This window comes from Streptomyces sp. BJ20 (assembly GCF_022869105.1).
Lineage (GTDB): Bacteria > Actinomycetota > Actinomycetes > Streptomycetales > Streptomycetaceae > Streptomyces > Streptomyces griseoincarnatus.
The window spans coordinates 3965279-3987124 of record NZ_CP094918.1 but is presented as its reverse complement, the minus strand read 5'-3'; the positions used below and the strand labels follow the sequence as shown (position 1 = coordinate 3987124).

Sequence of the window (21846 nt, the reverse complement as noted above, 5' to 3'; positions counted from 1 at the left end):
AGCCCCGAAAGGTCGGCGTCGATGCCTCAGGGCCAGAGTTCCGTCACCGCGTCCAACGCCTCGTGCCACATCGGTTCCGCCCCGGTCCCGTAGGCCGCGGCGAGGGCGTAACCCACGGCCGCGTCGTACGGCTCCGGTGCGGTCGTTGAGCGGCCCTCACCGTTCTCCCACTCGACCGAGACGTTCCCGTCGCCGGTCGAGGTGAAGACGCCGAGCCGCCGCTTGTCCCGCAGCAGGCGGCTGGTGTCGGTGGAATCCGGCACCAGCACGTACCGGCGTTCCCGCGTCGCCGAGACGGCCTCCACCCGGTACGACCTCCGGGACAGGAGCCCCTTCGCAGGACGGAGCGTCTCCTCGACACCGTCGACGAGCAGGGTGAGCCGGCGGGGGTCGCGCGTGCCGATCGGCACATGCGTCGCCACCTCGGTGTCCGGGCTGCGTCGGATCTCGACCGTCGGCAGTCCGCCTCCGCTCACGCGCAGCGTGCCGCCCGCGTGGTCAAGTCGGATCTCCATCTCCCCGAACAGCGGGTCCGTGACGGGCGTGTGCACGACCGAGCCCATGGAATCCCCCTGGTTCCTCACTGATCACACTTCTCAAGTCTCCGCCGGATCGCCGCGAACGGGAAAGGCGCCGTCCGGCCCTCCGTCCGGAACTGGCGACAGAAGTCCCCCATCACCGCCGCGACCGGCGCGTACCGGGTGACGACATCGGCGATCGAAGCAGGCATCTGCCCTGGCCTGGCCCCTTCCGCGCACGCCCGCACGAACGCTCTGCGTTCCTCCGGCCCGTGTCCGAGCAGAGCCACGGTCAGCCAGTTCACAAGGTGCGTGACGGCGTAGCACCGGTCGTACACGCGGTGTTGTCCGAAGAACTCCGCCTCAGCCCGCGCCAGGTCGAAACGGGACGAGAACGCCAGTCCGAAGTCGGTGAAGAAGAGCCGCCGGCCGTCGGTGAGGATGTTCTCGAAGTGCGCGTCGAAGTGCAGCACCCCGTTGGCGTTCATGAACGCGATGCCCGTTCTCAGTTCGTCGTCCACCATGGCGCAGGCCCGCTCGGCGGCCTCCTCCCCGGCGGCCATCCGCTCACCGAGCCAGTCGTGCAGGTTCTGCGGGATGTATTCCAGGAACAGGAGCAGACTCGCGGAGGACCGCTGCAGCGCCTCGATGCGGTGCCGTACCTCCGCCCCGCCTCCCCAATAGGCCACGGCCCGTTCCACATCGGCCAGTTCCTCGGGGAGTGGCCGGCCGCCGTCCGGCAGCACTCGCCAGTGGTGCAGCATCGGGAAGCCCTCGTACCGCCCCGCGCTCACCCAGCTCGTCGTCATGCGGTGTACGGCCAACTCCCTCCAGGCACCGAAGCCCGGGCCGCCGATCGCGCCGACCCCGTAATGACAGAAGAGCGGCAGCTCGAAGAGGTTCCGCGTGGAGTGCAGATTCTCCGGCCGCCGCTCCAGATCGGTCAGCCGTACCCGTTTGACGAAGACCGGCGTACCGTCGACGTCCAGCAGCGCCCGCTCTCCGCCGATGCCCGACCCCAACGGCCGTCCGCCGTCCACGAGTTCACGCAGCCTGCGGTCACCGCACCGGGCCAGTGAGGTGGAAACGGCGCCGTGGGCGGCACGACGCGCACCGCGCGACAGGTCGCCGCGCTCCTCGCACGTCTCCCGCCCCGTCACCGCAGCGTCTGCGTCAACGCGCTGCGGCCCGCCGAATGCACCACACGCCCGTACGCGCCGTTGACGATCGGCATGTACGGCGGGACGTGCCCACACTCCACGTCCGCGACGACCGGCACGCCGAGAGAGCCGAGCGCGTCGAGGACGGCCTCGTGCTGGGTGAGGGACGGGCTGTCCGGCGCGCCGGTCCGGCCGACCAGAACCGCGTTCGCGCCCTCGAAGAACCCGGCGAGCCTCATCCCGTGCAGATGACGGCAGACGGTGAAGGCGTCGCTGTCGCACACCTCCACGTACACGAGCAGCCCCTCGGTTGCCCTGTCGCGGGCGAACGCCGGCACATCGAGGTAGGGCGTCCCCGCGAGGCCGCACAGCGTCTCGACGCAGCCGCCGATCAGCCTGCCCTCCGCCTCCACGTCCCCCTCGCCGTCCAGCCGGGTCCAGCCGCCCTCCGCGTCGAGCGTGTACTCCCGCACGTCGGGGAACGCGGCGAAGTCGTCGAAGCCGACGGTGCGGTGGCGTCCGGGCGGTGTCTGCGTGAAGGAGCGGCCCGGCGGCGCGGTCACGACGTCGAACCATGACAGCAGCCCCTCCGGCACGCGGTACGGCGTGTCCATGAGGTTGTTGCCGTGCAGCGTCGCCGTACCGGTGAGCAGGGTGAGCGGCGTGATCAGGGTCGACATGTCGGAGTACCCGACGACCCAGGTCGGCTCCGCCTCACGCAGTCGGTCCCAGTCGAGCAGCGGGATCAGGTCGATCGCGGTCTCCCCGCCCCACGGCGGCACGATCGCCTTGACGGCCGGGTCGGTCAGCATCGCCATGAGCTCGTCCGCACGCTCGGCGGCCGAGGCGCTGACGTGCCCCGAACCGTCCATGCACCGCCCCACGACGACCTCGTACCCCCGTGCGCGCACGTCACCGACGGCCACCTCGAGCCGTGCACGCAGTGCCTCGGGCACTCCGCTCGACGGGGAGGTCACACCGACACGGTCACCGGGACGCAGGGGAGAGGGGTAGCGCACACTCATGCGGGTGATCCTGGCACGGCTCCCGCGGGAGGGACAGCGGGTTTCAGTGCTCCGGCGATGTGCTGTCGTAGAGCCCCGCCACCTCCCTCGCCCGCTCACCCAGCGCCGCCCGCAACCACTCCGGAGCCAGCACCTCCACCCCCGGAGCGTGCTCCCACACCGCCCACTTCGCATGCCGTACGTCCTGGAAGACGACCGTCATCCGCAGCCGGCCCCCAGCGTCCGTCCCCTCGTCGGTCACCGTCAGGGCCGTGGCGGCCAGCCCCTCCCGGCGCGCAGGATCCACCCGCACCAGCACCTCCGTGGTGTCACCGCCCGTACGGAACCGCACCTCGCGCTCCCGCCAGGCGCGGTCGAGGTCGACGGAGTCCGGGCGTCGGGCCGGTTCGTCGAGCTGCTCGGCCGCCAGCACCCGGGAAAGCCGGTACGTACGGTCCTCCGATCCCCGCCGGGCCAGCAGATAACCCTGGTCCTTGACGGTGACGAGGCCGATCGGGTCCACGGTGCGCCACTTCGGAGGCTGGTTGACCGCGGCGTAGTGGATGCGCAGCCGGTGCCCGCCGAAGACCGCCCGCCGCACCTGCGTAGCCACCGCGTCGGGCACCTCCTCCGGCGCCACCGGCCGGGCCAGCAGGTCCGTCTCCGGGTCGACCAGCAGCCGCTGCGCCGCGCCCGCGGCGGTCTGCCGTACGCCGTCGGGCAGCGCGTCGACCACCTTCAACACCGCCGAGGCGAGCGCCGACCCCAGGCCGAACAGCTGCGCCCCGCGCCGCGACCCGGCGACCAGCAGGGCGAGCGCCTCGTCGTGGGTCAGTCCGGTGAGCGCCGTCCGGAAGTCCGGCAGCAGCGCGAACCCGCCGTGCCGTCCGCGCTCGGCGTAGACCGGGACGCCCGCCGCGGACAGGGCCTCCATGTCCCGCAGCACGGTCCGGGTGGACACCTCCAGCTCGCGGGCGAGTGCCTCCGCGGTCATCCGGCCTCGCTGACGCAGCAGGAGCACGAGGGACACCAGACGGTCGGCTCGCATGGAGAAGACCCTAGCGAAATACATGACCGACGATGTCATGTTTTCCTGCGAGGGTTCACCGCACGACGTCGGAGCAGGCGGACCGAGCCGGTCGGGTCACCGACGTACAGAACAGGAACAACGGCAGTGTCGGCGGATGGAGCAGATGCGGTGATGGAACGTGACGCGGTCAACCCGGTGTCGTGGTCGGTCGGGATGGGCTTCAACCAGGGAGAGGTCGTCTCCGGGCACTCCCGCACCCTCTACATCTCCGGCCAGACAGCGATGAGCACGGACGGCAGACCCGAGCACGACGGCGACATGGCGGCCCAGTTGGCGCTCAGCGTCGACAACGTCGAGGCGGTGCTCGCCGAGGCGGACATGTCGCTGGCGAACCTCGTCCGGCTGAACGTCTACACCACCGACGTCGACCTGCTGTTCCAGCACTACGGCGTCCTGGCAGGCCGTCTCGGCGCCGCCGGCGTCGCGCCGACCACCACCATGCTCGGCGTGACCCGGCTGGCCGTCCCCGGTCAGATGGTGGAACTCGAAGGCACGGCGGTCGCGTAGCGCACACCGCGACGTGCGGCGGCGGACCGGACCGGAATCCGGCCGTCGCCGTCGTTGAACTGGTCCGGTCCAGCCACGACTTCCACGACCGATCGGTCCAGCAACGCCCGTGGACGGTCCCGGAGCAACTGACGGGGGTCACGTTCCCCGTCGTGCGAAACGGCCCGTTCTCCCGCGAGGGGTGGGTGAACGGACCGCTCGCCGGAGGCGTCGACCGAGGGTCCTACTTCAGCCCGAGAACCTCCATCGTGTGCTCGGCCATCCGCCGCTCCCCGAGGGCGTTCGGGTGGACGGGCACCAGGCTCGTGCCGAAGAGCAGCGGTTCGATCCAGCGGGTGCCGAGCGGTGTGCACGCGTCGTGGCCGTCGGAGACCTCGGCGAAGTCGACGAAGGTGGCGCCCGTCTCCTTGCTGGCCCGTTCGACCGCCGCGTTCAGGTGGGTCTGCACGTCGCGCAGGTACGGCACGTCACCGGAGGCGATCGGCAGCTTCAGGTAGCAGGACGGGTCGGCCTTCTCCGGGGTGATCCAGGGGTAACCCAGCACCGCGATACGGGCGTTCGGCGCCTTGGCGCGCACTGCGTTCAGGGCGTTCTTCAGCGCCGGGTAGGTGCTGTTCTTGATCTCGTCGGCGAACTTCGAGCCGTACATGTCCTTGCACGGGCTGCCCTTGCCCGCGGTCAGCAGGCCCGCGCTGCCGCAGGACGTGATGGCGTTGATGAAGGTGCCGTTGTCGTTGCCGCCGATCGTCAGCGTCACCAGATCCGTGTCCGCGCCGAGCGCGTTCACCTGGGGCGGGACGCCCAGGTACTGGGACGAGGTGAAGTCCTTCGTCTGGGCCGCACCGCAGGTCACGTCCTTGAGGCGGGCGCCCGTCCGGTCCGCGATCACGTGCGGGTAGTTCGCGGTGGACCGCAGGCAGAGCAGGTTGCTCGTGTCCACGGGCAGGACGCCGGATCCGGCGCTGTAGCTGTCGCCGAGGGCGACGTACCGCAGCGGGTCGGACGCCTGGGCCGTGCCGCCGGCCGTGAGGCTCAGGACGATCGCGCCGGCGAGTGCGCATGATGTGACCATGACATTGCGGCGCGAGACATGCTTCTGCATGTGATCCCTTTCCGGAGGGGAAGGCGGAGCTGCGGGTGCGGCGGGCGGCAGAGTGTGCCGGCAGGGCGGACAGGGCAGTCGCGGGCGGGGAAGAGTGCCTGGTCGAGCGGTTACCGATTGGTTCTACCGTCAAGTAATGTGCAGCCGCCCCGAGCTGGAGTCAACATTGTTGACCGAACTTCTCGAAACGCGCACGCAATCTGCGTCCGGCTCCTGTGAACGTGTGAACGCGCAGTTGCGAACCGCGCGGACGCCTATCCTGGCCCGCATGCTGCAGACCGGCTCCAGCGTGTCGACCCGCGAGTCCATCCACTCGGCCGCCGCCCAGCTCTTCCGGAGCAGGGGCTACTCACGGACCACGGTCCGTCAGATCGCCGCCGAGGCCGGCACGGACCCCGCCCTGGTGATCCGTCACTTCAAGAGCAAGGAGCTGCTGTTCCTGGAGACGATGCACCTGACGCTCGACGACGAACCGCTGCTCGACGTACCCCTGGACCGCCTGGGCGAAGGCCTGGCCGAGCTTCTCCTCGACCTCGGCGGCTCCGCACGCGGCGTCTTCCTCGCGCTGGTTCACGGCAGCAACGAGCCGCACATCCACGACCGGCTGAGGGACACACACGAACATCTCTTCGTCGAGCCGTTGCGCCGCCGTCTCACCGGCCCCGACGCCGACGTCCGCGCGCGCATGGCGGCCGCGGTGGCGGGAGGACTCCTCTACGCCCTGTGGGTGGCCGGGGACCAGGGCCTCCTCCGCATGAACCGCGGGGAGTTGGTGTCCCGGTACGGCACCCTCCTCCAGGACGTGCTGGCTCCCCGGACCTCCTGACCGGCGGTCCGGGGGACGCCCGAGTCGCGCCTCACGTCCTCCCGGCCGCCGACCGCGCCGGCCTGACCGCCTCGCGGATCCGCGGATACGAACCGCAGCGGCAGATGTTCCGGATGCCGTCCGGTTCGTCCTCCGTGGCCTCGCGGCCCTCCTCGGCGACCCCGCGACCCGGCGGACCAGCGCGACCGCGGCCGTGATCCGCCTCGGCCGGCAGCAACCGCACGGTGCCACGTCCTGCTCCCGCCACGCCTCCTGCCTCGGCTGCAGCCCAGCGTCCACCGGGTCGGCGACCCTCGGTTCCCCCGCGCGCCGAGGGCGGTGTCGACCCCGCGACCGACGAGGACGGCCGGCTGCCGACGGGGGACCTCGGCACCGTCGACGCGCGCGGCATCGTCACCGTCACGGGCCGCAAGAAGGAGCTCATCATCACGGACGGCGGCGGGGTCATCGCCCCGACCAGGATCGAGTCCCTGCTCCGCACCCACCCGCCGATGGCGCACGCGGTCGCCGCCGGGGACCGGCGCCCGTACGTCGCGGCGCTGCTCGTCCTGGGGGACGGTGGTCGAGTCGGTGGACAGGCAGGGGGCGCCGGGGGAGCGGGAGGGAAATCCGGTGCGGGCGTCACCGGAGATCTGAGAGCATGCGGGCCGTGAAGATCAACGACATGGTCATTCGCCGTGCGGCCGGCTCCGACGCGGCGGAGGTGGCCGAGGTGTGGCTGCGTTCCTTCACGGCGGCGCTTCCTGGCGTGCGCCGGGCGCATACGGACGACGAGGTGCGGGCCTGGATCCGCGAGGTGGTCGTGCCCGGCCAGGAGACGTGGGTGGCGACGGTGGACGCCTCGGTCGTCGCGATGATGGTGCGGGAAGGGGACGGCCTGGACCAGCTCTACATCGACCCCGCCTGGCAGGGCAGGGGGATCGGCGGACGCCTCGTGGACGTGGCGAAGGAACGCAGTCCTTCGGGGCTGACGTTGTGGACGTTCCAGGTCAACGAGGCGGCGCGTCGCTTCTACGAGCGACACGGTTTCGTGGCGGAGGAGTGGACCGACGGTCTGCGTAACGAGGAGCGGGAGCCGGACGTCCGGTACGAGTGGCGCCCTGACCGGCCAGGGCGCTGAGCCGGTGCGGTGGCCCTAACCGGTGGCCGCCCACCAGGAGGTGAGCCTGGCGGCCATGCGCTCCGGGTCTGACAGGCGTGGGTCGAGTCCGAAGTGATCCTCCAGCTCGAACCGCAGGAAGTCACTGATCTCGGTCTCGTCGGCCCCGCGCCGGAGCCGGTGCGGAAGAGGGGCGAGCATGCAGTCGTACTCGTCCCGCGCCTCGTCCGCGACGCCGATCGGGTCCCACTCGTCGAGCAGTTGGCGTAGACCGCTCTCGGTGTCCCTGCCGGCAGCGCGCACTTCACTCCAGGTCTGTTCAGGTAGGTGACGTTCGGGCGTCGTGCTCAGTGGGGCAGGGCCGCAGTCAGGTCGACCTCGACGAGTTGCCCGGAGAATCCGAGCCGGGCGACGCCGAGCAGCGTGCTCGCGGTGGTGAACGCCGGCCCGACGGCCGATGCGGTCAGGCGTCGCCAGGCGGAACCCAGGACCGGTACGTCGTCGCTGACGACGTAGATCACGGAGCGGATGACGTGTTCCGGCCCGGCGCCCACCGCGTTCAGGGCGACGAGGGCGTTGGCGGCCACCTGGTCGATCTGGGCGTCGAGATCACCGGGCCCCACGAGCTCCCCGGCCGGGTCGAGGGGACACTGCCCCGCCAGATAGGCGGTCCGGCCCGTCTCGACGACGGTGATGTGGTGATATCCCGGAGTCGTGTGGAGCTCAGGCGGGTTGACGCGTGTGATCTCGGCGGTCATGCGCGTGATTCTGACGATCTGGTCGCCTCGGCGCATCACCTTTTCCGCCCGCGTGTTCCCGCTGCCGTCATTGTCCCAGACACCCACCCCCACCGGACAAGGGAGCAGGGCGGAGCCCTGACAACCGACGACAACGCGGCGAGGCGCGGCACCAGGGCCCGCGGGCCCGGCCTGATCCACCGTAGGACGCCCCGCTCGAAGTCGTCGCCGGTCCGCCGATGACTCCGGCCGGCGAACCGGGTCTGCACTCGCATGACCCGCATCATCGCTGACATCTCGATCTCCCTCGACGGCTACGTGACCGGCCCCGACCCCGGCCCGGACAACGGCCTCGGCGACGGCGGGGAGGGCCTGCACACCTGGGCCTTCTCCGACGACCCGGAGGACCGCCGCATCGTCCGCGAGACGACCGGACGCTCCGGCGCCGTCGTCCTGGGCCGGAACCTCTTCGACATCGTCGACGGCCCGAAGGGCTGGAACGACGAGACCGGCTACGGCGCCGGCGAGGTCGGCAAGCCGTCGTTCGTCGTCGTGACGAGCGAACCGCCCGCGTCCGTCCGCACGTCCGACCTCGACTGGACGTTCGTCACCACCGGTGTGCGCGACGCAGTCGCCGCCGCACGCGCACGCGCTGAGGCGGCGTCCGCGCGAAACGGAAAGGACCTCGACGTGTACGTCATGGGCGGCGGCATCACGATCAGCTCGGCCCTCGACGCCGGGCTGATCGACGTACTGACCCTGCACCTGGCCCCTGTGGTACTGGGCGGTGGCACACCTCTGTTCGCCGGCGGGATGCCGCACACGCTCACGCAGCGAAGCGTGACCCGCACGACGACGGCGACCCACATCGCCTACGACGTACGGCGCTGACCGCCTTCGCGGCGCAGCCGCGCGCACCGTTCGGCGGCGGACACGCCCCGGTCGCCCAGGACACCCTTCGCCGTGTCGTCCAGTGCCAAACGCGACCGGCCCGGACTGCGCCCCCGCCTCTGCCTGCTGACGGAGCGCCATCGGCCACGGCAAGCTGACGACAGCACTCCACCCCCGGGACTTCACATGTCCTTCACGCCATCGCTACAGTTCGGGCTTCAACTAGCACCCGGGGGAATCATGACCAATCCGTATACGACCGGAGGCCGCACCGCACCGAAGTGGGCCCGCAAGCGGTACGTGCTGCCGGCGCTCGGCCTCGCCTTCTTCATGGGCGTCGGAGCGGGCGGCGAGGACAGCAGCGCGAAGGCGGAGGCGAAGCCTCTGGCGGCCAAGGCCCAGCCGTCGGCGACCGTCACGGCGACGGTGACCGCCACGCCTACCGCCGAAGCGGAACCGGCCCCGACCGTGACGGTGACGGAAACGGAGACGGCCAGGGTGAAGGTGAAGGTCACCAAGACCGTGACCGCGGAGCCCGCCGAGGAGGACCACAGCGGTGGCGGGGGAGGCGGCGGCAGCGTGTACTTCGAGAACTGCTCCGCCGCGCGAGCCGCCGGTGCGGCGCCCGTGCGCATCGGCGACCCCGGCTACGGCGGCCACCTCGACCGCGACGGTGACGGCGTCGGCTGCGAGTAACGGGCGGGCATGGGACGGCGCCCCGCGTGGCACTCGTCCGGTGCGGGCGGCGCCCGCCGCTACGGGGGCGCCGACCGTGTACGCGCAGTCGCCGAAGGTGAGGACGATGCCGTCGTGACCGGAAACAGCCCTGCCGAGCCCGGACGCCGGCCATGAAGCGCGGCAAGCGGTACGCCGTCGCCGCCTCCGGGCAGTGGACCGACGAGGAGGACGGCCGCCGGAGGCTGCCCGCCGGGGAGGTCCACGCCTGGGAGCCGGGCCGCAACGAGACCGTCTGCGGCCTGTCCCTCAGCCGCTCACGCCTCACCCGCTTCTCGCACGTCAACTGGCCCGACACGTTTCCCGAGTCGGGCGGCGCGGCCGACAAGGTGCAGCGGGTGTGCCCGCGTTGCGCGTCGGTGGCCGGACGCCGAGGCAGCGACGCACGCCCACGCTGGGTACGCGTCCGCCCGCGTCCATGAGGTGAACGCCGCGCCTCAGGCGCCGGTCAGCAGGTCACCCTCCTCCACCGCCGACAGCGACAGCGTCTTGTAACCGACCTGCTCGAACAGTACGACGACGCGGTCCTCCTCCATGTGCATCACGGTGCCCGCACCCCAATCGGCGTGCCGCACACGCTCGTTCGGTTCGTAGGGCCCGGCCTCCCCGGCCGGGGGAGAGGCGTCCGCCCGCCCGGCATCCACCGCCCCGGGCTCGTCGGCCAGACGCTCGCAGACGTCGCAACGCCCGCAGGGCGAGTCGAGCTGCTCGCCGAAGTAGCCGAGCAAGTACTGGCGGCGGCAGCTCGGCGTCTCCGCGTAGCCGCGCATCATCTCGATGCGTGAGCGGTCGATACGGCGCCGCCGCTCGAACACTTCCTCCGCCGCCTCCGCGGCCTCCTCCGCCGACCGCCCGGACACGGCCCGCACGGCACGGCGCCGCCCCTCGACGACCACCGCACCGGCCTCCTCCAGCAGGTTCAGCAGGTCGCCGGCCTTCCGGCGCGACAGCCCGCACAGCTCCGCCGTACGACTGCGGCTCTGCGGCGCGTCCTGCTCGAGCAGCGTGCTCATGATCCGCCGCAGCGCCTCCGTGTCCAGCGACCTGGACGTGAGGAACTTCTGCAGCCCCAGGTCCTCGGGCCGGTAGAACAGCACGGCGTCGGCCGCCTCCCCGTCCCGGCCGGCCCGCCCCACCTCCTGGTAGTAGGAGTCGAGCGACTCGGGCACGGACGCGTGCGCGACGAACCGTACGTCGGGCTTGTCGATGCCCATTCCGAACGCCGAGGTGGCGACGACCACGGCGGGAGCGCCCTCCATGAAACCGTCCTGGATCCGCCGCCGCTCGGCCGCTTTGAGCCCGGCGTGATACGCCTCGGCGTCGACCCCGTCCTCCCGGAGACGCTCCGCATACGCCTCGGCGTCCTTCCGGGTGGCGGTGTAGAGGATGCCCGGGGTGGGCGCCGCGGCCGTCCAGCGTGAGACGGCCTCACGCTTGGAGGGGTCGTCCGTGTACGTGCGCACGGTCAGCTGGATGGCGGGCCGGTCCGTGCCGGTCGTCACGAGGCGGGGGTCGCACATGTGCAGGTGCTCGACGATGTCCTCCCGGACGGGAGCGGCCGCGGTCGCGGTGAGCGCGAGCACGGGCGGGCGGCCCAGCCGCTCGGCCGCCTCGCCGAGGGTGAGGTAGTCCGGCCGGAAGTCGTGCCCCCAGGCGGACACGCAGTGGGCCTCGTCGACGACGAACAGCGACGGCCGCAGCTCACGCAGCCGCTCCAGGACGTCCTTCCTGGCCAGCTGCTCCGGGGAGAGGAACAGGTACTCGGCGTCACCGTCCTCCACCGCCCGCCAGCCCTCGTCGGTCACCGACCGCGACTGGGCGGAGTTCACGGCCACGGCGTCCGGGGCCTCGCTGTCCCGCAGCCCCGTGACCTGGTCACGCTGCAGCGCGATCAACGGCGACACGACGACGGCGGGTCCGCCCAGCAGCACGGTCGGAACCTGGTAGATCGCCGACTTCCCGGAGCCGGTGGGCATGACGACCAGCACGTCCCGGCCGTCCAGCAGCTCTAGCATCGCCTCGGCCTGCTCCGCGCCCAGATCGCTCCACCCGAACCGCTCGCGCGCCACGCGACGCAACTCGGACCCCCGCTCCCGTTCATCCATCCCGTACGCCCTTCCCAGCCCCTGACCAGTGAGTTCCCGGCCCGGGTGCCCGCTGCGGGGGCGGGGATGCGCGCCACGGCGTACCGCTGTCGCGCGACGCGGGAGGCGACTCAGCCCTCCGGCTCCCGCGGCTTGACGTCGACCTCGCGCAACCCCTGCTCCCTGAGCCCGGCACGCGCCTCCGTACGGTGCCCGCGGGCCACGTAGTCCCGCACGATCGCCTCGACCGCGTCCTGCGGCGAACCGATCCCCGCCAGGACCATCACCTCCACCACCAGATCGGCGTCCAGACTGATGCTGACCTTGGCCACCATGCCCCCTCGTGTCGCACCCCGCCCCGGCCGTCTCCGAGCCGGCCGCGGCCTGTGCTCCACAGCCTCCCGCACATGCCCGACGTACGCACCGACTTCACGACCGCCGGCCGGGCAAGGCCACCGTCGGAGAGCGGGCATCACCGGACGCGTCACCGCCCCGCCGTCACCCCCGGCACGCCGTGCGTACGGCGGTACGCCGCCGGTGACAGCCCCACGTACGTGTGGAACTGGCGGCGCAGGGCGACCGGGTCGCTGAAACCGCAGGCCCTGGCGATGCGGGCGACGGGCAGGGTCGTTGACTCCAGGAGATGCCGTGCGTGCGCGAGCCGGCGCTGGGCCAGCCACTTCAGCGGGCTGAGCCCCGTCTCCTGCCGGAAACGGCGTGTGAACGTGCGCACGCTCATGTGCGCGTGCCGCGCCATGCCCTCCAAGGTGAGCGGCTCGGCCAGCCGCTCCAGCGCCCACTGCCGCGTCGCCGACGTGGAGCGGTCGGCGTCCTGAGGCACCACGTGCTCGATGAACTGCGCCTGCCCGCCCTCACGCCACGGCGCCGCCACACACCGTCGGGCGGCGGCCGCGGCGACACTCGTCCCGTGGTCCCGCCGTACGAGGTGCAGGCACAGGTCGATGCCCGCGGCGCCGCCGGCGGAGGTGAGGATGCGGCCGTTGTCGACGAACAGTACGTTCGGATCGATCTCGATCCCCGGGAACAGTTCCGCGAAGGCCTCGCACAGCGTCCAGTGCGTGGTGGCCCGCAGCCCGTCCAGCAGTCCCGCAGCCGCGAGCAGGAATGCCGAGGTGCACAGACTCACGATGCGCGTGTCCGGCCGGATCGCCTTCAGCACTGCCGTGACGTCCTCGGGGAGCGTCCCCGTCGCCAGCAGTTGGGGGGTGGGCTCCTGGGTGGCGATCACCACCGTGTCCGCCGTCTCCAGCAGCGACTCGTCGTGCTCCACGACGAGCCGGAAGTCCTCGCGCGTACGGACCGGCCGTCCCCCGATCGAGCAGGTCCCGACCGAGTACAGGCGACTCCCGTCCGCGGCCCGCGCCTCGTTGAAGACCCGGGCGGGAATGCCAAGGTCCAGCGGCAGAACCCCGTCGAGGGCGAGAACGGCGACCCGATGCGTCATGGCCGGAATGGTACGACAGGTGTCCCTCAGGCCACTCACGTACGCCCGCACCGACACGGCAGGGTGGAATGTGCCGGGCCCACCCCGGCGCACCACCCCCACGATGAACAGGAGCACGACACGATGAGCGGCCACACCATGCGCGCCGTCACGATCACCGAGTTCGGCGGCCCGGAGGTCCTCACCCCCGAGGACGTGGCCCGCCCCGAACCTCTTCCGACCGAGGTTCTGGTGCGCGTCCACGCCGCCGGCATCAACCCGGTCGACTGGAAGACCCGCACGGGCCAGGGCATGGCGGGCCTGCAGACCTTCCCGCTGATCCTCGGCTGGGACGTCTCCGGCGTCGTCGAAGAGGTCGGCTTCGGCGTCACCACGCTCGAGCCGGGCGACGAGGTGTACGGCATGCCGTGGTTCCCGCGCGCCGGCGGCGCCTACGCCGAGTACGTCACCGCACCGGCCCGCCAGTGGGCCCGCAAGCCGTCCACCGTGGACCACGTCCACGCGGCCGCCGTACCGCTGGCGGCGCTGACCGCCTGGCAGATCCTCGTGGACACCGCGCACGTGCAGGCGGGGCAGCGCGTCCTGATCACGGCCGCCGCCGGAGGCGTGGGCCACTTCGCCGTCCAGTTCGCCCGCCACCTGGGCGCGCACGTGACCGCCACGGCGAGTGCCGCCCGCCACCCCTGGCTGAAGGACCTCGGTGCCGACGAGACGATCGACTACACCACCACCGCCTTCGAGGAGGCCGCGGCCGACGTCGACGTGGTCGTCGACCTGGTCGGCGACGGGCACGACCGGACCAGCACCCGCGCCCTGAAGACCCTGTCCCAGGGCGGCCTGCTGGTCGCTGTCCCCGGCGGTGTCTCCCCGGACCTGGCGGCGGCCGCCGACGCGGCGGGCGTACGGACCACCGGGTTCCTGGTCGAGCCTGACGGCCCGGCGCTGACCCGGATCGCGGACCTGATCGACGCGGGTGAGGTGAGTGTCGAGGTGGAGAAGACCTTCCCCCTCGCGGAGGCCGCCACCGCCCACGCCCACGGCGAGGCCGGCCACACGCGCGGCAAGCTGGTCCTGACCACGACGGACTGACACGCGGGGGGTTCCAGGTTCGGCCGGAGCCGCACGGGGCACCTCGTCGGTGTGAACGCGGACCAGCCACCGGAGCGAACTTCCGACGGGCACCACGTCGTCATCCGCGGCAGGAAGTGGCGGGCGACCGACCCCTCGATCCCGGAGGAGACGGCCGCCCGCCTGCGACGCCACCTCATGTCGGCACGCCGAGCAGTGCGCTCCGCGACGACCGCCGACGACGAGCAGGCCGAGCGGGCGGCACGGTCCCGGGTGAACCGGGCCAAGACCGCACTCGGCGAACGGGGCACCCCGTGGTGGGAACAGTCGGGGGACGAGCGCCGACGCCGCTGGGAAGTGGGGCTGGAGTCCCTCGACGCGGAGAACGGCGACTGAGGCGCCCTACCGCGGACCGGCGTGACGCCGACCCGCGCGCACCTGCACATACGCCGGAGAGACACCTGACCCCGACCGGCGCCCCTCACTCGGTCCCCTCCAACGCGGCCCTCCCCGCCTCCAGGCGCGCGACCGGCACGCGGAAGGGCGAGCAGGAGACGTAGTCGAGACCCACGGTGTGGAAGAAGTGCACCGACTCCGGGTCCCCGCCGTGTTCGCCGCACACCCCCATGTGCAGGCCGGGCCTCGCCGCGCGCCCCTCCCTCACCGCGATCTCCACCAGGCGTCCCACGCCCTTGCGGTCGATCGTCTCGAAGGGGGACACCGTGAAGACGCCCTTGTCGAGGTACGCGGAGAAGAAGGCCGCCTCCACGTCGTCGCGGGAGAAACCCCACGTGGTCTGGGTCAGATCGTTCGTGCCGAAGGAGAAGAACTCGGCCTCCTCCGCGATGAGTCCGGCGGTGAGTGCCGCCCTCGGCAGCTCGATCATCGTGCCGACCGGGCAGTCGACAGGCATCCCGGCCTCCGCTGAGACGTCCGCCAGCACCCGGTCGACCTCCTCGCGCACCAGGCGCAGTTCCTCCACGGTGTCGATCAGCGGCACCATGATCTCGGGACGGGGGTCCCCGCCCGCGCGCCTGCGTTCCACGACCGCCTCGGCGACGGCCCGCACCTGCATGGCGACGAGCCCCGGAGCCACCAGCCCGAGGCGTACGCCGCGCAGGCCCAGCATCGGGTTCTCCTCGTGCATCCGGTTGACGGCGTCGAGCAGCCGCACATCGTGTTCGTCGGGAGCGCCGCCCTGCGCCTCGGCCGTCGCCACCCGCACGGCCAACTCCATCCGGTCGGGCAGGAATTCGTGCAGCGGCGGGTCGAGCAGACGGATGGTGACGGGCAGGCCGTCCATCGCGTCCAGGATGCCGCTGAAGTCCTGCCGCTGGAGGGGCAACAGCGCCTCCAGCGCCCGGTCGCGTTCCGCGTCGTCGTCCGCGAGGATCATCGCCTCGACCAGCCGCCGCCGGTCGCCGAGGAACATGTGCTCCGTACGGCACAGGCCGATGCCCTCCGCCCCGAAGCGCCGCGCGCGCGCCGCGTCCTCGGGGGTGTCCGCGTTCGCGCGAACACCCAGCCGGCGTACCCCGTCGGCGTGCTTCATGGCACGTGCCACGGCGTCCACCAGCGGGTCCGGACGCTCACCCGTCTCGAAGTACCGCACGACGGACGAGTCGACCAGCGGCACCGCACCCGGGTACACCGCTCCCGCCGAGCCGTCCACGGAGATGACGGTGCCCTCCTCCACGACCGTGCCGCCGACGGTGAAGCGCCGCCGCCGGGTGTCCACGGTGATCTCCTCGGCCCCGCACACGCACACCGTGCCCATGCCGCGCGCGACCACGGCCGCGTGACTGGTCTTGCCGCCGCGGCTGGTGAGGATCGCCTGCGCCGCCACCATGCCGGGCAGATCGTCCGGCGTGGTCTCCTCCCGCACCAGGACGACCTTCTCCCCGGCCTCCCCACGCCGTACGGCCTCCGCGGAGTCGAACACCGCCGCGCCGACGGCCGCCCCGGGGGAGGCGGGCACGCCGCGCGCCAGCGGCTCCCTGACGGCGGACGCGTCGAACCGGGGGAACATCAGCCGCGCCAGCTGGTCCCCGTGCACCCGGTCCAGCGCCTCGTCCGCGGAGACGAGCCCCTCGTCGGCCAGGGCGGAGGCGATGGTGAAGGCGGCCTCGGCGGTGCGCTTGCCCACGCGGGTCTGCAGCATCCACAGCCGGCCGCGCTCGACGGTGAACTCGATGTCGCACAGGTCGCGGTAGTGCGCCTCCAGCGTCTCCATGTTCCGGCGCAGCTGCTCGTACGCCTCGGGGGCGATGCGGGCGAGTTCGTCCAGCGGCACGGTGTTGCGGATGCCCGAGACGACGTCCTCGCCCTGTGCGTTGGCCAGGTAGTCGCCGTACACGCCGGACCGGCCGGTGGCCGGGTCGCGGGTGAACGCGACACCGCTGCCGGAGTCTGGGCCCAGGTTGCCGAAGACCATCGTCTGCACGGTGACGGCCGTGCCCAGGTCGTCCGGGATGTGCTCACGCCGGCGGTACAGACGGGCGCGTTCGACGTTCCACGACTGGAACACCGCCAGCACCGCGCGCTGCAGCTGCTCCGCCGGGGACTGCGGGAAGGACTCGCCGGTCTCCCGGCGGATCAGCTCCTTGTACGTCTCCACCAGGCCGGCCAGGTCGACCGCGTTCAGCCCCAGGTCGTCCGCCGCGCCCACGTCCCGCTTCAAATCCTCGAGCGCCTGCTCGAACAGGGCGCCGTCGACACCCATCACCGTGCAGCCGAACATCTGGACGAGGCGACGGTACGAGTCCCGGGCGAACCGCTCGTCACCCGCGGACTTCGCCAGGCCCAGCACCGAGTCGTCGTTGAGACCGACGTCGAGAATCGTCTCCATCATCCCCGGCATCGAATAGCGCGCGCCCGAACGCACCGACACCAGCAGCGGGTCGTCCCGCTGGCCCAGCCGACGCCCCGCGGCCCGCTCCAGCGCGGCCAGGTGGTCCGAGATCTCCCGCGACAGACCGGGCGGCTCCCCGCCGGTCGCGAGGAACGCGCGGCAGGCCTCGGTGGTGACGACGAAGCCCGGTGGCACCGGCAGCCCCAGCCGGGCCATCTCGGCCAGGTTGGCGCCCTTGCCGCCCAGCAGGTCGGCCTGCTCCCGGCCGCCCTCCGCGAACGCGTACACATAACGGACCATCTTGGTGCTCCTCCCGATGGGACGATGGGACCTACTGCGTCGTCAAGAAGCCGCCCCCGGCTCCCGCCCGCCCTGGTCGAGCCGGAACGGCGGATACGCGTCCGTGAGCAGCGCCGCGTACGCGGCGACCCGCAGCAACCACCGGTTGAGGCCGAGCAGCAGGTCGTACAGCCCGCGCGGATACAGTCCGGTGAAGGCCAGGGCGACGCCGGCGAACAGTGTGAGCAGGCCGATGAGGCCGCCCGAGAACCAGGCCAGGCGCGCTCCGCCGACGAGGAAGCCCACGACCAAGTAGTGCGGCAGCGCCAGCAGCCACCACTTCACCAGGACCAGCCCGCGCGACAGGTGCTGCGGATACGTCACGTCCCAGTGCGCCGGATAGTCGGGGACGTCGGCGAGGGTGAACGGCGGATAGCGGTCGGTGCCCAGAGCGCCGTACGCGTAGTACGCCACACGCCAGTTCCAGCGCAGCACACCGGCGGTGAAGTCGAACAGGGGACGCGGGTACCGGCCGGTCAGCAGGATCGCGAAGAAGGCCACCACGCTCACCACCGCGACCCCCACCCACAGGAAGAACAGGATGACGTGGTGGGGAAGCGCGAGCAGCCACTTGACCAGCCACAGCCAGCGCGACAGCGGCGCGTCGAGCCGGGCCGTCAGCCGGGCCGGGTACGCCTGGGCGCCTGCCGGGCCGGGCGGCGGAACGGCGGAGGAGGTGACGTATGTGCTCATGGTGACCTGTCCCTCCGTAAGCCGGTGACGATCACGGAAGCCGGTGACGGTCACGCACCGCGGTGCGTGGTCGTCGTCGACCTCCTTCTTCCAGCATCGGTGAAACGGCCGGTCGGCGCAGGGGCCGACCGGGGCACGGCCCGGGACGGGTGGCCCACCCGTGCCCCTCCCGCCCGCATCGGGGCGTCAGCGCCTCGGGTCGTCGTCCAGCCCCACGACGACCACCGGGCAGGCCGCGTGCTGCGCGCACCGCCGGCTGACCGGCCCCGGCACCGCCGGGATGAAACCGCCGTCCCCGCGACGGCACCTCCTTGCCTGGCGTGGCGTCGCCCGGCCCCGGAGGCGACGCTGGAAGGGGGGCGAACGCGGCGAGCGGGCCCTGACGGAGGGGTCCGAGCACGCCGTCGCCGGTGGTGGGAACCCGTGGGCACGGAAGTTCACCGGCATGCTGCTTGGCTGGGTGAGCCACGGAGTGCTGCGCCACGCCCACTGTCCGGTCATCGCGGTCCCGGCCTGAGACCGCACGGCGACGCGGTGCGCGGCTACCCAGCCCCTGTGGGCGGGCCGCTTCCACCGGTGACGCGAGAACCGCCGCACTCGGCGGAGGTGATGCACATGGGCCTCGGCCCCCGCCTGCCGTGACACACCAAGGTGGACGCCACCCGATCCGCGACCACGGTCGCCGACCGGCCGTGCCGTGCGACGGTGTACCGCCCGTGGCACGTTGGAAACAGGACCACTCCGGAAGAGGGGCAGCGGACATGCACGCTCACCTCGGCGACCGGCTCGTCGTCGAAAGCCCGGCCACCGGCGTCGTCAGGCGCGACGGCGAGATCATCGGACTGCACCACGAGGACGGAACACCCCCCTACGACGTGCGCTGGTCGGACACGGACGACGTGACGCTCGTGTTCCCCGGCCCCGACGCGCACATCGAGCACCTGGAAGCGGAAGCGGACGACGCGCCCTCCGCGACGGACACCGTCGGGGAGAACGCCGCGACGCCCGGGACCTCCGCGACGCCGGCGCCGGGCAGGCCCGACCCGGGCGACGTCGGCCGCCGGGTGGCCGAGGAGCGCCGCCGGCGGGGACTCAGCCGCGAGGAGACCGCGCGCCGGGCCCGTATCTCGCCCCAGTACCTGAAGTACCTCGAGGAGCAGCCTTCCGACCCGTCCACGGCGACCCTCCTGGCCCTGGCCGCCGCGCTCGACACCACCGCCGCCTCTCTCCGCGGGGGAGGCGTCGACCGGCCCCCCGGCCAGGGCCACGCCCTGCTGCACCCGCGCCTGAACGACCTCGACCAGGAGGAGTGCCGGCGACTGCTGTCCACGCACGGCGTGGGACGCGTCGCCGTGACGGCGCCCGACGGACGCCCCGCGGTCGTCCCGGTCAACTACGAGGTCGTGGACGACGCGATCGTCTTCCGCACGAGGCCCGGCTCCGTGCCCGCCGCGGCGGCCGGCAACGAGGTCGCCTTCGAGGTCGACCACGTCGACGAGGCGATGAGCCAGGGCTGGAGCGTCCTCGCCGTCGGCCCCGCGACCACCGTCACCGGCCCCGACGCCGTACGCGACCTCGCCCGGCGCGCCCACACCGAACCGTGGGCGGGCGGGACACGCGACACATGGGTGTCCATCCGGCCCACGCGCCTCACCGGCAAGCGCATCACGCCCGCCGATCAGTCGGCTCGCCGCTGAGCCCGGTCTCGCCGTCCACGACGCCCTCCACGGCCCGCGAGACCCGCACGGCGAGGGAGATGAGCGAGGTGTCCCGGATGTGTCTCCTCGGCCTCACGGAAGGCGAACCGTACGGCGGCCGAGCTCCGGGCACGGCCACACGGGGCCGCGACTCGGCCGGGCGGCCCCAGGCGCTGCCGCACCACGCCGCCTGCCCGGTGGCCGTCGCCCCGCGGCGGAGCTGACCGGCGACGGGATTGCTGTGCGCCGAGCGCACGGTGACCGTGGCGCCGGAAGAGACCGGAGGCTCATCGCACGCGCCGGGGAGTCTCACACCTGAATGTCGGCGCCGGGCTCGAGGCGCTCGATCGGCATGCCGGTCAGCCCCTTCTCGCCGAGCAGATTCGCGGTGGACCGCCGGCCCAGGTCGCTGAGCATGAGTTCGTGTATTTCGACGACACGCTCGGGCTTGACGGCGCGGACGTAGTCGGCGGCCTCACCGAGCTTGGTCCAGGGGCCACTGGTCGGCAGCAGCAGGGTGCGCACGGGGGCGTCGGGCACGCAGTAGGCGTCGCCGGGATGGTGGACGGCACCGTCGTCCAGGAGGTAGCCGACGTTGTCGGGGCACGGGATGTCGGGGTGGATCCGCGCATGCCGGTGGCCGTGGACGGTGACCGGGACGGAACCCACGCTGAAGGTGTCACCCGCGGCGACGACGTGCACCCGCCCGCCGTGGCTGCCGAGAGCGGCCGCGACGGCGGCGGTGCCGTAGACCTCCAGCTCGGGCCGCGCCTGAAGCGCGGCGGCGACGACCTGTTCGTCGAAGTGGTCGAAGTGTTCATGGGTGATCAGTACGGCGTGAGCACGGGCGACGGCTGCGGCAGCGTCCGGGGTGAACGCACCGGGGTCGACGACCAGCCGGGTGTCGTCCTTCTCGAGCGTGACGCAGGCATGGGCGTGCTTGGTGAGCTTCACGGGGGGCCTTCCGAGCGTGCGAATATCTACAATCAAACTGTACAACTCATTTGATAGAAGCAGGTAGAGTAGCGGTCATGGACGACAGACGACTGGCCGAGGAACTCCGCCTGACCATCGGCGGACTCGTCCGCACCGTGCGCGCCGCCGACACGATGCCGCCCGGCGAGTCCGCCGTCCTGGGCTACCTGGACCGCGGCGGCCCGCTGACCACCGCCGAGATCGCCCAACAGCGCGGAGTCACTCACCAATCGGCCGCCAAGACCGTCAAAGACCTCCTGGCCCGGAACTTCGTCCGGGCCGAGGCCCACCCCGGCGACGGGCGCAAGTTCCTGCTCCACCTCACGCAGTCGGGACGCGACCGTCTGGCCGAGGAACGCCGACGGCGCGCCGACTGGCTCGGCGCCGCGATCAACACCGTCCTCGACGCCGACGAACGCAGGACGCTCGAGGCTGCGCTGCCCCTCCTGTCACGCCTGAGCGCGCACCTGCACGGCACATAGCCCGCAGGTCTGTCGCCGGCACCCTGTGGACATGCGCAGCCCGGTGCCGTCGCGGACAGTGGAAGACAGGAGAGGAGCGTTCCGCGAGCAGCCGGCCCGGACGGACGCGGCGCCGTTGGCGCCGAGGACTGCCGACAGCGCCGAGGGCTCCGGAGGCACCGACTGCCCCGGACGCTCCGCACGACCTCACGAGAAGGGCGATCCGCCATGACAGCCACACCCGTCATGCAGCTGCCCGTCATCAGCGAATGCGCGGCCGAGGGCTGCGCATACAACCACGACCACACGTGCCACGCCGCGGCGATCACCGTGGGCGACCTCGACAGTCCCGTCTGCGACACGTTCATGGGCGCCGACCTCGAGGGCGGTGAACCGTCGACCACCGGCAGGGTCGGCGCGTGCAAGATGGCCGACTGCCGCCACAACAGCGGACTCGAGTGCCACGCCCCGGCCATCACCGTGGGCCTCGAGTACGAGCAGGTGAACTGCCTCACGTACGAGCGGACGTGAGACCCGCACGTAG

Annotated in this window: 25 protein-coding genes and 1 pseudogene; 12 read left to right on the top strand and 14 right to left on the bottom strand. The window is 72.0% G+C overall.

Going from position 1 to position 21846, the window contains the following annotated elements; translation table 11 throughout:
* Nucleotides 1-26 precede the first annotated feature (26 nt).
* Genes MTR79_RS17725 through MTR79_RS17710 form a run of 4 tightly spaced genes read right to left on the bottom strand, consistent with a single transcriptional unit; the run spans nucleotide 27 to nucleotide 3730 of the window.
* Nucleotides 27-563 (bottom strand): hypothetical protein, encoded by a 537-nt coding sequence (locus tag MTR79_RS17725; RefSeq protein ID WP_244791216.1) that lies wholly within the window; start codon nucleotides 561-563, stop codon nucleotides 27-29.
* Nucleotides 564-580: 17 nt separating this feature from the next.
* Nucleotides 581-1642, bottom strand: coding sequence for a protein kinase family protein (locus MTR79_RS17720; RefSeq protein WP_244793214.1), 1062 nt, complete (start codon nucleotides 1640-1642; stop codon nucleotides 581-583).
* 32 nt (nucleotides 1643-1674) lie between these two features.
* On the bottom strand, nucleotides 1675-2703 hold the full coding sequence (locus MTR79_RS17715; RefSeq protein WP_189364747.1) for a S66 peptidase family protein: 1029 nt from the start codon (nucleotides 2701-2703) through the stop codon (nucleotides 1675-1677).
* A gap of 43 nt (nucleotides 2704-2746) precedes the next feature.
* Nucleotides 2747-3730 carry a WYL domain-containing protein gene (locus MTR79_RS17710; RefSeq protein WP_244791214.1) on the bottom strand — a complete coding sequence of 328 codons (984 nt, stop codon included), beginning with the start codon at nucleotides 3728-3730 and terminating at the stop codon, nucleotides 2747-2749.
* A 153-nt stretch (nucleotides 3731-3883) separates the two neighbouring features.
* Here MTR79_RS17710 and MTR79_RS17705 point away from each other — a divergent pair, with 153 nt between their 5' ends.
* A complete protein-coding gene (locus tag MTR79_RS17705; protein WP_244791212.1) occupies nucleotides 3884-4279 on the top strand; it encodes a RidA family protein in 396 nt (131 codons plus the stop codon).
* Between the two features lie 223 nt (nucleotides 4280-4502).
* Here MTR79_RS17705 and MTR79_RS17700 read toward each other — a convergent pair whose 3' ends face one another.
* Nucleotides 4503-5381 carry an SGNH/GDSL hydrolase family protein gene (locus tag MTR79_RS17700; RefSeq protein ID WP_244791210.1) on the bottom strand — a complete coding sequence of 293 codons (879 nt, stop codon included), beginning with the start codon at nucleotides 5379-5381 and terminating at the stop codon, nucleotides 4503-4505.
* 268 nt (nucleotides 5382-5649) lie between these two features.
* On the opposite strand from MTR79_RS17700, the gene MTR79_RS17695 reads away from it, so the two are divergent.
* The 3 genes from MTR79_RS17695 (at nucleotide 5650) to MTR79_RS17685 (ending at nucleotide 7327) form a co-directional block, all read left to right on the top strand.
* Nucleotides 5650-6207, top strand: coding sequence for a TetR/AcrR family transcriptional regulator (locus MTR79_RS17695; RefSeq protein WP_189364751.1), 558 nt, complete (start codon nucleotides 5650-5652; stop codon nucleotides 6205-6207).
* Between the two features lie 224 nt (nucleotides 6208-6431).
* Nucleotides 6432-6860, top strand: a complete 429-nt coding sequence (locus MTR79_RS17690; protein WP_244791208.1) for a hypothetical protein — start codon at nucleotides 6432-6434, stop codon at nucleotides 6858-6860.
* The gene (locus tag MTR79_RS17685; RefSeq protein WP_244791206.1) at nucleotides 6848-7327 is read left to right on the top strand and encodes a GNAT family N-acetyltransferase; all 480 of its coding nucleotides are present in this window, start codon (nucleotides 6848-6850) and stop codon (nucleotides 7325-7327) included. The genes MTR79_RS17690 and MTR79_RS17685 overlap by 13 nt, the downstream gene beginning before the upstream one ends.
* A gap of 15 nt (nucleotides 7328-7342) precedes the next feature.
* Here the strand turns inward: MTR79_RS17685 and MTR79_RS17680 are convergent, their stop codons facing one another.
* Nucleotides 7343-7609: a hypothetical protein gene (locus MTR79_RS17680; RefSeq protein ID WP_189364753.1), complete on the bottom strand. Its 267-nt coding sequence runs from the start codon at nucleotides 7607-7609 to the stop codon at nucleotides 7343-7345.
* A 44-nt stretch (nucleotides 7610-7653) separates the two neighbouring features.
* Nucleotides 7654-8064 carry a Rid family hydrolase gene (locus MTR79_RS17675; RefSeq protein WP_244791204.1) on the bottom strand — a complete coding sequence of 137 codons (411 nt, stop codon included), beginning with the start codon at nucleotides 8062-8064 and terminating at the stop codon, nucleotides 7654-7656.
* 252 nt (nucleotides 8065-8316) lie between these two features.
* Here MTR79_RS17675 and MTR79_RS17670 point away from each other — a divergent pair, with 252 nt between their 5' ends.
* From MTR79_RS17670 to MTR79_RS17660, 3 genes are all read left to right on the top strand, one after another.
* Nucleotides 8317-8934: a dihydrofolate reductase family protein gene (locus tag MTR79_RS17670; protein ID WP_244791202.1), complete on the top strand. Its 618-nt coding sequence runs from the start codon at nucleotides 8317-8319 to the stop codon at nucleotides 8932-8934.
* Nucleotides 8935-9174: 240 nt separating this feature from the next.
* Nucleotides 9175-9630 carry an excalibur calcium-binding domain-containing protein gene (locus MTR79_RS17665; RefSeq protein ID WP_244791200.1) on the top strand — a complete coding sequence of 152 codons (456 nt, stop codon included), beginning with the start codon at nucleotides 9175-9177 and terminating at the stop codon, nucleotides 9628-9630.
* A 152-nt stretch (nucleotides 9631-9782) separates the two neighbouring features.
* Entirely contained in the window at nucleotides 9783-10091 is a 309-nt protein-coding gene (locus tag MTR79_RS17660; RefSeq protein ID WP_114872683.1) for a hypothetical protein, read from the top strand.
* 15 nt (nucleotides 10092-10106) lie between these two features.
* Here the strand turns inward: MTR79_RS17660 and MTR79_RS17655 are convergent, their stop codons facing one another.
* From MTR79_RS17655 to MTR79_RS17645, 3 genes are all read right to left on the bottom strand, one after another.
* Nucleotides 10107-11774 carry a RecQ family ATP-dependent DNA helicase gene (locus tag MTR79_RS17655; RefSeq protein WP_244791199.1) on the bottom strand — a complete coding sequence of 556 codons (1668 nt, stop codon included), beginning with the start codon at nucleotides 11772-11774 and terminating at the stop codon, nucleotides 10107-10109.
* A 110-nt stretch (nucleotides 11775-11884) separates the two neighbouring features.
* Nucleotides 11885-12085, bottom strand: coding sequence for a DUF2191 domain-containing protein (locus MTR79_RS17650; protein WP_189364892.1), 201 nt, complete (start codon nucleotides 12083-12085; stop codon nucleotides 11885-11887).
* Nucleotides 12086-12237: 152 nt separating this feature from the next.
* Nucleotides 12238-13218, bottom strand: a complete 981-nt coding sequence (locus MTR79_RS17645) for a helix-turn-helix domain-containing protein (RefSeq protein WP_244791197.1) — start codon at nucleotides 13216-13218, stop codon at nucleotides 12238-12240.
* 123 nt (nucleotides 13219-13341) lie between these two features.
* Here MTR79_RS17645 and MTR79_RS17640 point away from each other — a divergent pair, with 123 nt between their 5' ends.
* The gene (locus tag MTR79_RS17640; RefSeq protein ID WP_244791195.1) at nucleotides 13342-14307 is read left to right on the top strand and encodes an NADP-dependent oxidoreductase; all 966 of its coding nucleotides are present in this window, start codon (nucleotides 13342-13344) and stop codon (nucleotides 14305-14307) included.
* 51 nt (nucleotides 14308-14358) lie between these two features.
* A complete protein-coding gene (locus MTR79_RS17635; protein WP_244791193.1) occupies nucleotides 14359-14682 on the top strand; it encodes a hypothetical protein in 324 nt (107 codons plus the stop codon).
* Nucleotides 14683-14767: 85 nt separating this feature from the next.
* Here MTR79_RS17635 and ppdK read toward each other — a convergent pair whose 3' ends face one another.
* From ppdK to MTR79_RS17620, 3 genes and pseudogenes are all read right to left on the bottom strand, one after another.
* Nucleotides 14768-17437: a pyruvate, phosphate dikinase gene (ppdK, locus tag MTR79_RS17630; RefSeq protein ID WP_189364761.1), complete on the bottom strand. Its 2670-nt coding sequence runs from the start codon at nucleotides 17435-17437 to the stop codon at nucleotides 14768-14770.
* 42 nt (nucleotides 17438-17479) lie between these two features.
* Nucleotides 17480-18169 carry a DUF4389 domain-containing protein gene (locus MTR79_RS17625; RefSeq protein ID WP_244791191.1) on the bottom strand — a complete coding sequence of 230 codons (690 nt, stop codon included), beginning with the start codon at nucleotides 18167-18169 and terminating at the stop codon, nucleotides 17480-17482.
* Nucleotides 18170-18355: 186 nt separating this feature from the next.
* Nucleotides 18356-18472, bottom strand: a pseudogene (locus MTR79_RS17620) (universal stress protein); the annotation flags it as partial.
* A gap of 458 nt (nucleotides 18473-18930) precedes the next feature.
* Between MTR79_RS17620 and MTR79_RS17610 the strand changes: the two are divergent.
* Nucleotides 18931-19866 (top strand): pyridoxamine 5'-phosphate oxidase family protein, encoded by a 936-nt coding sequence (locus tag MTR79_RS17610; protein ID WP_244791189.1) that lies wholly within the window; start codon nucleotides 18931-18933, stop codon nucleotides 19864-19866.
* A gap of 309 nt (nucleotides 19867-20175) precedes the next feature.
* Here MTR79_RS17610 and MTR79_RS17605 read toward each other — a convergent pair whose 3' ends face one another.
* Nucleotides 20176-20820, bottom strand: a complete 645-nt coding sequence (locus tag MTR79_RS17605; protein ID WP_244791187.1) for an MBL fold metallo-hydrolase — start codon at nucleotides 20818-20820, stop codon at nucleotides 20176-20178.
* Nucleotides 20821-20897: 77 nt separating this feature from the next.
* Here MTR79_RS17605 and MTR79_RS17600 point away from each other — a divergent pair, with 77 nt between their 5' ends.
* Both MTR79_RS17600 and MTR79_RS17595 read left to right on the top strand, forming a co-directional pair.
* Entirely contained in the window at nucleotides 20898-21323 is a 426-nt protein-coding gene (locus tag MTR79_RS17600) for a helix-turn-helix domain-containing protein (RefSeq protein WP_244791185.1), read from the top strand.
* 207 nt (nucleotides 21324-21530) lie between these two features.
* The gene (locus MTR79_RS17595) at nucleotides 21531-21833 is read left to right on the top strand and encodes a DUF1540 domain-containing protein (protein WP_244791184.1); all 303 of its coding nucleotides are present in this window, start codon (nucleotides 21531-21533) and stop codon (nucleotides 21831-21833) included.
* Nucleotides 21834-21846: the final 13 nt, after the last annotated feature.